We start from the raw sequence: 14,192 nt of genomic DNA, 5'->3' as shown, positions 1-14,192 counted from the left end.
GACAGGCTCGCTCATGCAGGTCACTGGCAAATGCGCCACGGTCAGTTACCATGCCTGTTTCAATCCTGATACAAGGCCGCCCTGTGTTCCCTGGCACGCCCCCGTACCCGCGCCTGCTCATACTGACCGCTCTGCTCGGCAGCCCGGCTGTGGCCGACGACCTGTTCATCGACAACACCGACCTGCCCCAGGTTCTGACTGCCACGCGCCTGAAACAATCCCCGGCGGCAGTCCCGGGTAGCATGACCGTGCTAGACAGCGAGCTGATCCGTGCCAGTGGCGCCCGCGACATCCCCGAATTGCTGCGCCTGGTGCCGGGCATGATGATTGGCTACGGTGCCGGTAACCAACCCACGGTCAACTACCACGGCAGCAACGTCAACGATGCACGCCGCATGCAGGTACTGATCGATGGCCGCTCGGTGTACCGCGCGGGCCTGGCCACCGTGGACTGGAGCGACATCCCTCTGGCCATGGAGGATATCGAGCGCATCGAAGTGTTCCGCGGCCCCAACACCGTCAGCTACGGCGCCAACGCGCTGATGGCGGTGGTCAACATCCTCACCCGCAACCCTGCCGACAGCCATGGCACGCGGCTGAAGGTGACTCGCGGCCAGGATGGCATCAACGACTTCTATGCCAGCCACGGCTTTGGCTGGGACGGCGGCGACATGCGCCTGTCGCTGTCCGGCCAGCAGGACGATGGTTTCGATGAAAACCAGTTTGGCCAGGATTACCGCGACAGCCGCCGGCTTACCCGCTTCAACCTCAGCGCCAGCCACAGCCTGGCAGTGGACCAGACCCTGGAGTGGCAACTGGCGGCGAAGGAAGGCAGCAACCAGCGGCCTTATACCTATAAGCCGGTCTTCCCCTATGTCACCCAGCAAGGTGACAACGCTGACGTCAATGCCAAGGACTACGCGGGCTCGGTGCGCTGGAGCATCGACTTCAACCCTGAGCACAGCCTGTATGTTCAGGGCTCGGCGCAGCACTTCGACCGTCAGCAGGTCTGGCGTGCCTGCGATGCGGCGCTGTCATTCAGCCCCGAACTGACCCAGCTTTGGCAGATGAACCCCAATTTCGCCGAGCTGGTAGCGCGCGGCGCCAACAACCCACCATCCAGCAACAACCCACAAGAGCAGGCCCTGGTCGAAGCCATCAAGGATCAATGGAACGAACAGGGTGGTAGTAATGTGGTCTGCGGCGACGTGGACCAGAGCACCCGCGAAACCCGCTACGACCTGGAAATCCAGGACACCCTGAGCCTGACCGACAGCCTGCGCCTGCTCAGCGGCATGAACTACCGTTATGACCGGGCCGACTCGCAGACTTACTTCAACGGCAGCCTCGACGACCAGACTTGGCGCCTGTTCGGCCAGCTGGAATGGCGCGCCGACGAACACTGGATCCTGCAGGGCGGAGCCATGTTCGAAGACTCCCGCCTGTCTGGCAGCTCGCTGACCCCGCGCGTGGCGGTCAACTACCTGATTACCCCGCGCCATGGCCTGCGCGCCGTGTATTCCGAGGCCGTGCGCTCACCCGACATGTTCGAGAACAACATCAACTGGAGCTACACGGTCAAGAACCTCAGTCCCAACGCGTTCGGCCAGCAGCACGGCGAATACTTCGTCAAGACCCGTGGCCCCGGCGACCTCGACCAGGAACGCATGCGCTCGCGCGAGCTCGGCTACAACGGCTACTTCAGCGACATCGACCTGAGCATGGATGTAAAGCTGTTCTACGACGAGATCACGGGAATGATCAGCGAGCCCTTGAAGAACAACCAGTACATCGCCAGCAACGCCAACAAGGCCCGGTTCAGTGGCAGCGAAGCGCAACTGGACTGGCGCCCCACCCTGCGCGATCGCCTGCGCCTGACCTACGCCTACGTCGATGCCTGGGCCAGCAACCCCGACGACCGCCGCCTCAGCGCCCACAACAGCGGCTCGGCCGGATGGATGCGCGAGTGGGGGGCTGGCTGGTCGAGCGCGCTGTTCTACTACGGCGACGATGCACTCAACCAGTACCGCTACGAGCGCCTGGACCTACGCCTGGCCAAGCGTTTTCGGGTGCATGGCAGCAACCTGGAGCTGGCGGCGCTGTGGCAGCAGCGCCTGGACGATGAGCCCACTACGGCAATCCAGAACCGCTACGACAGCCGCCACCGCCTGAGCGTCAGCGCGGAGCTGGAGTTCTGATGGCCGTGTTGCTGCGCCTGTTGCTGCTGTGCCTGTGGCCACTTGGGCCATTGTCAGCCAGTGAAATCCTGCTGGTGGGGGCTGAGGATCAGCCCGGCATCCGCAGTTTTGTCGCGGCGCTGGAAAGCCGTCGACCGCATGACCATGTGCATTTTCTGACCACTGCCGAGCTGCCGCGCCCGAGCAAGCTCAAAGCGGACCAGCGCCTGATTCTGCTCGACAGCGCCGCGCTGGAATGGCGCCTGGGTGAAAACGCCGGCCCACCAGCCCTGGCCATGCGGGTCAGCCGGGTACAGGCTGAACAGCGCCTGGGAAAGTCGCGCCCCGCGTTCCTCACCTTGTTGTGGAGCGACGCACCGCTGGGCCGGCAATTGCGCCTGACGCGCTACTTGTTGCCGCAGGCCCAGCGCATTGGCGTGCTGTACGGTGAACACAGCAGTTTCTTGCTCGACGAGCTGCGCCATGCTGCCCGCCCAATGGGCCTGGAGATCATTGCCCAGGACTGGTCCGACCCACGGGACAGCCGGCCGTTGCAGCACCTGCTGGGCAACAGCGATGTGCTGCTGGGCCTGGACGATCCCAACCTGTACAACTCCAAGACGGCGAAAAACCTGCTGCTGAGCAGCTATGGCCGGCAAATGGCACTGATCGGCCCGAACGCCGGGTTTGTGCGGGCCGGCGCCCTGGCCAGCACCTACAGCGATCAGGACGACTGGCTGGCGGAGCTCGACCAGTTGCTCGATCAGCCGCCAGCGCGCTGGCCACGCAGCCTGTACCCGGCGCGCTACGGCGTCAGTGGCAACCAGCAGGTGGCCCGCGCCCTGGGCCTTGAACCGATCGATCCGAACGCCGCTGCCAAAGCCCTGGCCGCAGGAGAACCCACCCCATGAGCAAGCGCCTGAGCTGGGATATCCACACCCGCACCCAGATCATCAGCCTGGGCCCTGCCCTGCTGCTGACCTTGCTGTTGATCAGCTTCTTTACCTTCGTGCGCATCCAGGACTTGCGCCAGGAGCTCAATCACACCGGGCAACTGATCGCCAATCAGCTGGCACCGGCATCAGAGTACGGGGTGATTTCGGGCAACAACGAAGTACTCGAAGGGCTGATGCGTGCCACCCTCAGCATCCCGCACGTACGCTTTCTGGAAGTGCAGGACAGCCGCAACCACATTCTGGTGTACGTCGAGCAGTCCGACGAAAGCGCCAACCGCGCGCAACAGGTTGAAGTGTTCCAGGCCCCCATCCGCCTGCAGCAAATCCGCCTGGACAACGACTTCCTGCAACAAGGCAAAGCCACCACCCCCGCCATCGGTGACGACTACCTGGGGCGGGTCATCGTTGGCATGTCCGATGACGCCTTCAGCCAGCGCCAGCAGGAAATCGTGATCAAAGCCGGCATCCTGGCGCTGTTCGCGCTGCTGTTCACCTTTTTGCTGGCGCGCCGCCTGGCCCTGAGCCTGGCCAAGCCTATCAGCGACATGGGCCATGCGGTAAAGGCCATTCAGCAAGGTCAGTACAACACCCCCTTGCCGGTGGTCGATGACAGCGAACTGGGCCACCTGGCACGCCACATCAACAACCTGGCCAGCGCCCTGGAACAGGCCAGCGATGAACAGAAGCGGGCCATTGCCGAGCTGATTCAGGCCCGTGAGGAGGCCGAGCAGGCCAACCGCGCCAAATCCGACTTCCTGGCGATGATGAGCCACGAGCTGCGCACGCCGATGAATGGCGTGCTGGGCATGCTGCAGCTGCTGGAGACCACATCACTGAGCACCGAACAGGCCGACTACACGGCGGTCGCCAGCGAGTCCACCGGGCATTTGTTGAAGGTCATCAACGACATCCTCGATTTCTCGCGCATCGAACGCGCCGCGCTGCAACTGGAACACATCGACTTCAACCTGGGTGAGCTGATCACCAGCAGTGTCCAGTCGTTCCAGCACAGCGCCCAACAGCGCGGCCTGGGCCTGCACCTGCAACTGCCTGCCGGTATCAAGCAGCTGCAGGTGAACGGTGACCCCACACGCATCCGCCAGATCCTGCTGAACCTGGTGGGCAATGCCCTGAAGTTCACCGAACGCGGCCAGGTGCAGGTCGAAGCACGCTGGCAGGTGCTTGACCGGCAATTGATCTGGCTGACCTGTAGCGTACGCGACACGGGCATCGGCATTGACAGTGCCCGGCTGGAAATGATGTTCGTCGCCTTCCAGCAGGCCGACAGCTCGATTTCCCGCCGTTATGGCGGCACCGGGTTGGGGCTGTCGATCGCCCGCACCCTGGCCGAACGCATGGGCGGCAAGCTGCGCGGTGAAAGCCGCGAAGGCCTGGGTTCGACCTTTACCCTGGAAATGCCGCTGGCACTTGCCAACCCTGCCCCCGTCCCGCTCGCGCCGCCAATAGCTGCACCAACGCCGGTTACCGACAATGACCAGGTACTGCTGGTTGAGGACAATCCGGTCAACCAGAGTGTCATCGAGGCCATGTTGCGCAGCCTGGGGATGGCCGTCTGCACCGCCGAGGATGGCCTGGAGGCGGTCGACCTGGTCGGCCGGCAACGCTTTGCCGCCGTGCTGATGGATTGCCGCCTGCCGCACCTGGACGGCTATGAAGCCACCCGGCGCATCCGGCAGTTGCCCAACGGCGCCGGGCTACCGATCATCGCCTTGACCGCCAACGCCTTGCAGGGCGATCGGGAGCGTTGCATGGCCGCCGGCATGGACGACTACCTGAGCAAACCCTTGCGCCGCACCGAACTGCAACGGGTGCTGCAGCGCTGGTTACCCGGTCGGACAACCGCGACTGGCGATAAATGCTAAAGTGCGGCAGTCTTAAACACTGGACAGGACCTTCATCGGACCTGAAAATAGACGTTTCAGTGCACACCTGTACTTCTTTCACCAGGTGCGCTGTGACTTTCACCACAACGCAATAGTCTACCTGTAGGCTGCCGCCCCGAACGCGTTGCGTATTGGGCCGGCCGGGAAGGTTCATCCCCTGCCACAGGGGGTTATTGAGGAGCTCGCATGACCAAACAACACGCCTTTACTCGGGAAGACCTGCTGCGCTGCAGTCGCGGTGAGCTGTTCGGCCCAGGTAATGCGCAACTGCCCGCGCCGAACATGCTGATGGTCGATCGCATCACCCATATCAGCGAAGAAGGCGGCAAGTACGGCAAAGGTGAATTGGTCGCCGAGCTGGATATCAACCCGGACCTGTGGTTCTTCGCCTGCCACTTCGAAGGCGACCCGGTCATGCCGGGCTGCCTGGGCCTCGACGCCATGTGGCAGCTGGTGGGCTTCTTCCTCGGCTGGCAGGGCCTGCCGGGCCGCGGCCGCGCCCTGGGTTCGGGCGAGGTGAAGTTCTTTGGCCAGGTACTGCCTGAAGCCAAGAAAGTCACGTACAACATTCACATCAAGCGCGTCCTGAAGGGCAAGCTGAACATGGCCATCGCCGATGGCTCGGTCAGCGTCGACGGCCGCGAGATCTACACCGCCGAAGGCCTGCGGGTCGGCGTGTTCACCTCCACTGACAATTTCTAAGGGTTATTCGCATGCGCCGCGTCGTTATCACTGGTCTGGGCATCGTGTCGTGCCTGGGCAATGACAAAGCTACCGTCACCGAAAACCTGCGCAACAGCCGTCCGGGTATCCGTTACAACCCGGAATACAAGGAAATGGGGCTGCGTAGCCAGGTTTCCGGGTCCATCGACCTCAACCTCGAAGAACTGATCGACCGCAAGGTCTACCGTTTCGTCGGCCACGCTGCTGCCTACGCCTACCTGGCCATGCAGGACGCGATCAAGGACGCCGGCCTGACCGAAGAGCAGGTTTCCAGCCCGCGTACCGGCCTGGTAGCCGGCTCTGGCGGCGCCTCGACCCTGAACCAGATGGAAGCGCTGGACACCCTGCGCGAGAAAGGCGTCAAGCGCGTCGGCCCATACCGCGTTACCCGCACCATGGGCAGCACCGTTTCGGCATGCCTGGCCACCCCGTTCAAGATCAAGGGCATCAACTACTCGATCTCGTCGGCCTGCGCCACTTCGGCTCACTGCATCGGTACCGCTCTGGAGCAGATCCAGTGGGGCAAGCAAGACATCGTCTTCGCCGGTGGCGGTGAAGAAGAGCACTGGAGCCAGTCGTTCCTGTTCGATGCCATGGGCGCTCTGTCGACCAAGCGCAACGAAACCCCGGAACTGGCCTCGCGTGCCTACGACGCCGACCGTGATGGCTTTGTCATCGCTGGCGGTGGCGGCATGGTCGTGGTCGAGGAGCTGGAACACGCCCTGGCCCGTGGCGCCAAGATCTACGCCGAAATCGTTGGCTACGGCGCCACGTCCGACGGCTACGACATGGTTGCCCCGAGCGGCGAAGGTGCCATCCGCTGCATGCAGCAGGCACTGTCCACCGTCGACACCCCGATCGACTACCTGAACACCCACGGCACCTCGACCCCGGTCGGTGACGTTGCCGAGATCAAGGGCGTTCGCGCCGTGTTCGGCGACAAGGCACCGAAAATCAGCTCGACCAAGAGCCTGTCGGGCCACTCGCTGGGCGCCGCTGGCGTGCACGAGGCGATCTACTGCCTGCTGATGATGGAAAACAACTTCATCGCCGGCTCCGCCAACATCGACGAGCTGGACCCGGAGGTCGCCGACCTGCCGATCCTGCGCAAAACCGAAGAAAACGCCAAGATCGACACGGTCATGAGCAACAGCTTCGGCTTCGGCGGCACCAACGCCACCCTCGTGCTCAAGCGCTGGGAAGGCAAGTAAGACGCTGATGCGGTAATCGAAAACGCCCCGACTGGTTCGGGGCGTTTTTATTTGTGCTGCCTGGGTAAAACCGCGAGAAAATTATCCCGCGCCACTTTGTTGGCCACCTCCTCCGACAAGGCATCCAGAAACGGCCTGAACCCGTGCATCTGCTCTCCCAGGCTGCCAAACCGCCCCACCACGTCCGACCCCAGCATGAAACGCTCCGGGTACTTTTCGACCAACGCCACCCATTCCTTGCGCGGCACGCCTTTGTCGTCCAGCAGATACGGCTCCAGCACACTCCACGACAGGTCCACATAAAGGTTCGGGTAGTCCTCCAACAGCCGCGTCAGCACCGGCAGCAGAAAGTCCATCTGCGTCTGGTGCCGGTGTATCTCCATGCTGCTGCCGGCATGCGCCCAGATGAACCGCGTGTGCGGGTGATTACGCAGCGGCTCTTCGATTTCCGCCAGGTACAACGGGTTGCGCTCGCGCTTGGAGGTGATGTTGGAATGCAGCAACACCGGCAGGTCACGCTCGGCCGCCAGGTGGTAGATACGCGTCATGGCTTCGTTGTTGGCGCGCGGCGTGTCGCCACTGGTCAGCGCTGTCAGGTCGTCGTGCCGGGTGAACACCTCGCCAATGCCCTGCCACAACCCCGGATACAGGTCGAGCATCCGCTCGATGTGGCTGACAGCGTTCTTGTCTACCGGGTTGAAGCCCGTCAGAAACGGATGAAAGCGCTTACGCTGCTCTTCCGGCAATTGCTGCAGGGCTGCGGCCACATAGGTATCGGTCGCGCTGTACCAATAGGCATCGGCATCGTCACCGGCGTAATAGCGTGGGCGTTTGGGCTCGTCCTCGTGCCACTTCTTGGCCACCGGTATGCCGGAAATCATCGACTGCTCGATACCGGCAGCATCCATGGCCTTGATCAATGCCGGCATGCCTTCGCTTTCCTGGAAGAAGTCGACGTAGTGCAAGTGGGCATCGCTGTAGCGGTAGTCGCGCGCCTGTGCCGTCTGGCACAGCCAGCCCGTCAACAACACGCAAGCCAGCGCTTTGGCAATCATGGGCAGCTTCCTTCCAAGGGGGCGAAAACAGTAGACCGGCCGCTAAGCGAGACGGTTCAGCCGAAGCGGGCAAACCGCTATGCTGGAGGCATTTCCACTTCGCCTGGAGCCCACCCCATGAGCAGCCCCCTGATCATCCGCCCACGCGCCGAATCGGTCGAGGGCCAGCCGATCCTGCGCCCGCTGCCAGCGGCCCAGTGCCGCAGCGTCGGACCGTTCGTGTTTTTTGACCACATGCTGGAAACCGACTATGCCCCAGGGCATGGCATGGATATCCGCCAGCACCCGCATATCGGCCTGTCGACCCTGACCTACCTGTTCGAGGGGGCGATCCTGCACAAGGACAGCCTCGGCTCAGCACAGCGGGTACTGCCCGGCGATGTCAGCTGGATGACGGCTGGCAGCGGCGTGGCCCATGTGGAGCGCACGCCCGACGACGCCTTGGCTCATGGCTCGCGCCTGCATGGCTTGCAGGTATGGCTGGCCTCGCCGCGTGAACATGAACAAGGCGCGGCAAGCTATAGCCATCACCCGGCGGCGAGCCTGCCAGTCAGTGAAAACCTGGGGGTGCGCATTTGCATGATTGCCGGTAGCGGGTTCTGCCTGGAATCACCGGTGCCGGTGCTGTCCCCTACCCTTTATGCGCATGTGCGGATGCAGCCGGCAACCACCTTGCAGGTACCGAACGAGCATGCGCAACGAGCGCTGTATCTGCTGGATGGTGAGCTGCTGTTGAACGATGAAGACGTGGAGCCGTGCAGCCTGGTGGTGCTGCCGGAAGGCGAAGAGGTGGTGCTCTATGCAGAGGAAGAGTGCCAGCTGGTGCTGATTGGCGGCGAGCCTTTGGATGGACCGCGGCGAATGAACTGGAATTTCGTGGCCAGTGACCCGGAGCTGATCGAGCGGGCCAGGGCAAGGTGGGCGGCGGGGGATTGGCCGGTGGTGCCGGGGGAAACCTCCAGGATCGAGTTGCCGAGGTAATTGGGGCCGCTTTGCGACCCCAAATCACAGTCAGCGCTGGAACACTTCTGTCAGCAGGTTATGCATCGAGCGGAACGCCCGCTCCGAGGTGCGCCGGTCATACTGCATCTTGCCCGGCACATTGGCACTCGGGTCGGTAAACGAGTGCACCGCCCCGCCATAGCTCAACAACTGCCAATCCACCTTGGCCGCGTTCATCTCGTCTTCAAATGCTGGCAACTGTTCCTTTGGCACCAGCGGGTCGCAAGCCCCATGCAACACCAGCACCGAGCCCTTGATGCGCTTGGCATCCTCCGGGTTTGGCGTATCCAGCGTGCCATGGAACGACACCGCCGCACGCAGATCGGCACCGGCACGGGCCAGCTCCAGTGCACAGCAGCCACCAAAGCAGAAGCCAAACGTGCCGACCTTGCCTGGCTCCAGCAGCGCCTTCGACTGCCCCAACAGCTGCGCCAGGGCTTCCTGCATGCGCTTGCGCAGTTCGCCCCGGTCGTTCTTCAATGGCATCATCGCCGCGCCAGCCTCGTCGGCGTTAGACGGGCGCACCGACTGCCCGTACAGGTCGGCAATCAGCACCACATAGCCCTTCTCAGCCACTTCCTTGGCAATGCGCTCAGCCCCTTCGCCAATGCCCATCCAGTTCGGCGCCATCACCAGGCCTGGACGGCCCAGCGCCCCTGGTTCATAGACCAAGCGGCTTTCGTAGGTTTTGCCGGACAGGTGATAAACCAGCGATTCGACGATTACCTTGCTCATCAAGCACTCCTTAGGCACTTATTCTAAAAAGTCCGCCATGAAAAAAGCCCGCCGAAGCGGGCTTTCCTAAGCATCAACTCAAGCAGACAGCTCGACCAGCAGCTTGTTCAGGCGACGAACGTAGGCCGCCGGGTCCTTCAGGCTATCACCGGCCGCCAGGGCCGCTTGATCGAACAGGATGTGCGACAGCTCGGCGAAGCGGTCTTCGCTCTGCTCGTTGTCCAGCTTTTCAATCAGCGGGTGGGTCGGGTTGAACTCGAAGATCGGCTTGGATTCCGGCACCTTCTGCCCGCTGGCCTCCAGAATCTGACGCATCTGCAGGCCCAGGTCCTGCTCGCCAATGGCCAGAATCGCCGGGGAGTCGGTCAGGCGGTGCGACACGCGCACTTCGGCCACGCTGTCACCCAGCGCGCCTTTCAGGCGCTCGACCAGGCCTTCCTTGTCCTTGGCCACTTCTTCCTGGGCTTTCTTGTCTTCTTCCGAATCCAGCTTGCCCAGGTCCAGGTCGCCACGGGCGACGTCGACAAACGCCTTGCCGTCGAACTCGTTGAGGTAGCTCATCAGCCACTCGTCAATGCGGTCGGTCAGCAGCAGCACTTCGATGCCTTTCTTGCGGAAGACTTCCAGGTGCGGGCTGTTCTTGACCTGCGCATACGACTCGCCGGTGAGGTAGTAGATCTTGTCCTGACCTTCCTTGGCGCGGGCCACGTAGTCGGCCAGGGCGACGCTCTGCTCGCCACTGTCGTCCTGGGTGGAGGCAAAGCGCAACAGGCCGGCGATTTTCTCCTTGTTGGCGAAGTCTTCGGCCGGGCCTTCCTTCAGCACCTGGCCGAAGTTCTTCCAGAAGCCCTTGTACTGCTCGGGCTCGTTCTTCGCCAGTTTTTCCAGCATGTCGAGCACGCGCTTGGTCAGCGCGGTCTTCATCGAGTCGATGATCGGGTCTTTCTGCAGGATTTCACGCGACACGTTCAGCGACAGGTCGTTGGAGTCGACCACGCCCTTGATGAAGCGCAGGTACAGCGGCAGGAACGACTCGGCCTGGTCCATGATGAACACGCGCTGCACGTACAGCTTCAGGCCGCGCGGTGCTTCACGCTGGTACAGGTCGAATGGCGCGCGGGCCGGCACATACAGCAGCGAGTTATATTCGAGCTTGCCTTCAACCTTGTTGTGGCTCCAGGCCAGCGGGTTTTCGAAGTCATGGCCGATGTGCTTGTAGAACTCCTGGTATTCCTCGTCCTTCACCTCGGTGCGCGAACGGGTCCACAGGGCGCTGGCACGGTTGACGGTTTCCCACTCTTCGGCCGGCTGTTCTTCGCCTTCGGCGGCTGCTTGTTCTTTCGGCAGCTGGATAGGCAGGGCGATGTGGTCGGAGTACTTCTTGACCACGTTGCGCAGGCGCCAGCCATCGGCAAACTCTTTTTCTTCCTGCTTCAGGTGCAGGACGATGCGGGTACCGCGCTGAGGCTTGTCGATAGTGGCGACTTCGAACTCACCCTCACCTTTCGACGACCAGTGCACGCCTTCGGCGGCTGGCTGGCCGGCACGGCGGCTGTAAACGTCGACCTTGTCGGCCACGATGAACGCGGAGTAGAAGCCCACGCCGAACTGACCGATCAGGTGCGAGTCCTTCTTCTGGTCACCGGTGAGGTTCTTCATGAAGTCGGCAGTGCCGGACTTGGCAATGGTACCCAGGTGGGCGATGACGTCTTCACGGCTCATGCCGATGCCGTTGTCTTCGAGGGTGACGGTACCGGCGTCCTTGTCGAAGCTCAGGCGAATCTTCAGGTCGGCGTCGCCTTCAAGCAGTTCTGGCTTGGCCAGGGCCTCGAAGCGCAGCTTGTCGGCCGCGTCGGAGGCGTTGGAAATCAGCTCCCGCAGGAAGATTTCCTTGTTCGAATACAGCGAATGAATCATGAGGTGCAGCAGTTGCTTTACCTCGGTCTGGAAGCCCAACGTTTCCTTTTGTGTTTCCACAGTCATGGTCTTCGAAACTCCGATCTGATGGCAGTGGGCGCCTGGCGGCCAGTTCGGCCTGCCTTAGCGGCGGATGTCATTCAGATGGGGGCTGCCCGGATGATTTCAAGGGCTTTTCCGGTTCGATCTTGAAATGCGCGCGGGCCGTGGCAATGGGTGATTGCCTGTCGCCCTGCCAGGCGGTAATGGCGACATTCGTCACCCGTCGCCCCTGGCGCCACAGCTGGCACTGGGCGTAGGTATCGCGAAAATGCCCGGCACGCAGGTAGTCAATCGAGAAATCGATGATCTTCGGGATGCTCGCACTTTCGCTGTAGATCAACAGGTACAAGGCCGCGGACAGCTCCATGAACCCCGCAATCACACCACCGTGGATGGCGGGCAGCAACGGGTTGCCGATGTTGTCCGGGCTGGCCGGCAGGCGGAACAGCAGGTCGTCGCCCTGACGTTCGCATTCGATACCAATCAGCCCGGCATAAGGGATCAGCGCCAGCAATGGCCCGTAGTCGCCCACCGCGTGGGCGGCGTTGAGCTGTTGACGAACCGCGTGTGGAATCATGCCCCGCCCTCCTTCAGGCTATTGCCGAAACGGATACCGCCCTTGATCTCCTGCCCCAGGCGCATGAACGTGCCCACCACCTGGCAAATCGGCTGTTCGGGATCGTCTTGGTAGGCGGTACCACGGGTAAAGATCACGTCGCGGGTCACCCGGTAGCACTGGGCATGGCCGTAGATGTCCTTGCCGGCTTCGGCCGGGTGCATGTAGTCGATGCGCAGGTCCAGTGTCGGGCACACCTCGAAGCGCGGCAGCACGCACAGCGTGGCCATGCCGCAGGTGGTGTCCATCAGTGTGGTCAGGGCGCCGCCATGCACAGCGCCGGTCTGCGGGTTACCGACAATGGCGGCCGACCAGGGCATGACCAGGGTCATGCCATCGGCATCGGCTCTCGCCACACGCATCTGCAGCAACTGACAATGTCTAAGCGCCGAGAGGAAACGGTCGGCCATGGCCATCAAGGTTGAATCGCTCATTCGCTGTTTCCATCCGCACTGCCTCAGCGGCATAAAATCGTTAAAAAGTCTATCTAGAACGGGGCGTTATATATCTGTAACCTTCGCGGAACTTATTCCGCGTAGTTGCACTCGAAGGAACAAGTCACTTATTCCACCAAGGAGAAACACCCCCATGCGTAAACCTTTTGCTTTTGCTCTGATGCTGGCCGCTGCCATGGGCCTGGCCGCTTGCGATAAAGCGAGCGAAGACAAAGCCCAGGACGCACAGCAACATGCCGAGCAAGCCCAGGAAAAAATGGGTGAAGCTCAGGATAAAATGAACGAGGCCGCCAAGGAAAACGCCGAAGCCGCCAAAGATCAGGCTGAAGCCGAGCAGAAAGCTGCTGAAGAAGCCGCTCCGGCTACTCCGGCTCCAGAAGCCGCCCCAGCCGCTCCGGCGACAGAAGCTGCTCCTGCTGCTCCGGCAGAACCAGCCAAGCAGTAATTGGCTAAAACAAAAAAACCCGACGCTGTCGGGTTTTTTTGTGCCTTCAATTTAAAGATTAAACGTTTCAGTTACCTGCTACGGTACTTTCCCTGCCCGGTTCGTTAGGCACACTTTCCGTGGGTGTGAACACCATCACATCCAGCACATCCGAATGGAACTCGCGGCGATACAAAATCAAGACGACACCGACACTCATGACCATGAACAACCACGGGCTGATGAACCAGCTCAACATGGCCATGCCGAAGTAGTAAGAGCGCAACCCCAGGTTGAACTGGTTGGCCGCCAGCGACAGCACACGCGCGGCCCGCAAGGCGAAGGCCTTGCGCTCCAGCTCATTGACCAACCGTTCACCGATCATCGGTGCAGAACCCACCAGCACGGCGGCAAAGTTGTACTGGCGCATGCACCAGCTAAAAGTGAAGAAGGCATAGACGAAGACCGTGGCCAGGCACAGCAGCTTGATCTCCGACATGCCCTGGGAGGTCTGTTGCACCAACGGCAGGTCGGCCAGCAGCGACAGCGCCCGGTCAGAGGCACCCAGCACGGTAAGGATGCCGGCAAGAATGATCAGCGTGCTGGACGCAAAGAACGATGCGTTGCGCTCAAGGTTGCCGATTACGCTGGCATCGGCGATTCGGTTGTCGCGCAACAGCATGCGGCGCATCCAGTCTTCACGGTACAAGTGCAGCACGCTGGCCAGGCACGCGGTGTCACGCCCCTTCCAGATGGCATAACGGGTATAACCGCCCCAACACAGGGCAAACCAGGCGATGGCCAGGAGGTTGTTGAAGTTGCTTTGGATGAAGTTCATGCAGGGTTCCCGAATGGGCCAGATGCCTAGAGGATAGGGACCGGGTTTCGACGCTGGCAAGCGGTAAAAGGCACAAGTCCACCCTGAAAAACGCACTGATCATGCCGCCAATAAAAAACCCCGCATCCTTGCGGATA

The 14,192-nt window shown here is 61.8% G+C and carries 13 protein-coding genes; 7 read left to right on the top strand and 6 right to left on the bottom strand.

From position 1 onward, the window contains the following. Positions 1–50 precede the first annotated feature (50 nt). The 5 genes from B9A31_RS04820 (at position 51) to fabB (ending at position 6,971) form a co-directional block, all read left to right on the top strand. The gene (locus B9A31_RS04820) at positions 51–2,198 is read left to right on the top strand and encodes a TonB-dependent receptor plug domain-containing protein (protein ID WP_019099702.1); all 2,148 of its coding nucleotides are present in this window, start codon (positions 51–53) and stop codon (positions 2,196–2,198) included. Beyond that, positions 2,198–3,088, top strand: coding sequence for an ABC transporter substrate-binding protein (locus B9A31_RS04815; protein ID WP_019099701.1), 891 nt, complete (start codon positions 2,198–2,200; stop codon positions 3,086–3,088). Before B9A31_RS04820 ends, B9A31_RS04815 begins: the two co-directional genes overlap by 1 nt. Then, complete coding sequence (locus B9A31_RS04810; RefSeq protein ID WP_025753320.1) at positions 3,085–5,016, top strand: ATP-binding protein; 1,932 nt, start codon at positions 3,085–3,087, stop codon at positions 5,014–5,016. Before B9A31_RS04815 ends, B9A31_RS04810 begins: the two co-directional genes overlap by 4 nt. Before the next feature lie 207 nt (positions 5,017–5,223). After that, the gene (fabA, locus tag B9A31_RS04805; protein ID WP_003251509.1) at positions 5,224–5,739 is read left to right on the top strand and encodes a 3-hydroxyacyl-[acyl-carrier-protein] dehydratase FabA; all 516 of its coding nucleotides are present in this window, start codon (positions 5,224–5,226) and stop codon (positions 5,737–5,739) included. A gap of 11 nt (positions 5,740–5,750) precedes the next feature. After that, positions 5,751–6,971 (top strand): beta-ketoacyl-ACP synthase I, encoded by a 1,221-nt coding sequence (gene fabB, locus B9A31_RS04800; RefSeq protein ID WP_019099700.1) that lies wholly within the window; start codon positions 5,751–5,753, stop codon positions 6,969–6,971. A 47-nt stretch (positions 6,972–7,018) separates the two neighbouring features. On the opposite strand, the gene B9A31_RS04795 is transcribed toward fabB, so the two are convergent. Beyond that, positions 7,019–8,026: an amidohydrolase family protein gene (locus tag B9A31_RS04795; protein WP_016711637.1), complete on the bottom strand. Its 1,008-nt coding sequence runs from the start codon at positions 8,024–8,026 to the stop codon at positions 7,019–7,021. A gap of 117 nt (positions 8,027–8,143) precedes the next feature. On the opposite strand from B9A31_RS04795, the gene B9A31_RS04790 reads away from it, so the two are divergent. Continuing rightward, positions 8,144–9,007 carry a pirin family protein gene (locus B9A31_RS04790; protein WP_027615095.1) on the top strand — a complete coding sequence of 288 codons (864 nt, stop codon included), beginning with the start codon at positions 8,144–8,146 and terminating at the stop codon, positions 9,005–9,007. Positions 9,008–9,037: 30 nt separating this feature from the next. On the opposite strand, the gene B9A31_RS04785 is transcribed toward B9A31_RS04790, so the two are convergent. From B9A31_RS04785 to B9A31_RS04770, 4 genes are all read right to left on the bottom strand, one after another. Beyond that, positions 9,038–9,763 (bottom strand): dienelactone hydrolase family protein, encoded by a 726-nt coding sequence (locus B9A31_RS04785; RefSeq protein WP_019099699.1) that lies wholly within the window; start codon positions 9,761–9,763, stop codon positions 9,038–9,040. A 78-nt stretch (positions 9,764–9,841) separates the two neighbouring features. Further along, positions 9,842–11,746, bottom strand: coding sequence for a molecular chaperone HtpG (gene htpG / locus B9A31_RS04780; protein WP_016711640.1), 1,905 nt, complete (start codon positions 11,744–11,746; stop codon positions 9,842–9,844). A gap of 70 nt (positions 11,747–11,816) precedes the next feature. Beyond that, entirely contained in the window at positions 11,817–12,299 is a 483-nt protein-coding gene (locus B9A31_RS04775) for a PaaI family thioesterase (RefSeq protein ID WP_016711641.1), read from the bottom strand. Beyond that, positions 12,296–12,772 (bottom strand): PaaI family thioesterase, encoded by a 477-nt coding sequence (locus tag B9A31_RS04770; protein ID WP_019099698.1) that lies wholly within the window; start codon positions 12,770–12,772, stop codon positions 12,296–12,298. Before B9A31_RS04770 ends, B9A31_RS04775 begins: the two co-directional genes overlap by 4 nt. A 154-nt stretch (positions 12,773–12,926) precedes the next feature. Between B9A31_RS04770 and B9A31_RS04765 the strand changes: the two genes are divergently transcribed. Next, positions 12,927–13,238, top strand: a complete 312-nt coding sequence (locus tag B9A31_RS04765; protein WP_016711643.1) for a hypothetical protein — start codon at positions 12,927–12,929, stop codon at positions 13,236–13,238. A 67-nt stretch (positions 13,239–13,305) separates the two neighbouring features. On the opposite strand, the gene B9A31_RS04760 is transcribed toward B9A31_RS04765, so the two are convergent. Then, entirely contained in the window at positions 13,306–14,055 is a 750-nt protein-coding gene (locus B9A31_RS04760) for a DUF599 domain-containing protein (RefSeq protein ID WP_025753308.1), read from the bottom strand. Positions 14,056–14,192 lie beyond the last annotated feature (137 nt).

This window comes from Pseudomonas sp. URIL14HWK12:I5 (assembly GCF_900176445.1).
Classification (GTDB): Bacteria; Pseudomonadota; Gammaproteobacteria; order Pseudomonadales; family Pseudomonadaceae; genus Aquipseudomonas; species Aquipseudomonas monteilii.
This window is presented reverse-complemented; position numbering and strand designations above follow the sequence as displayed.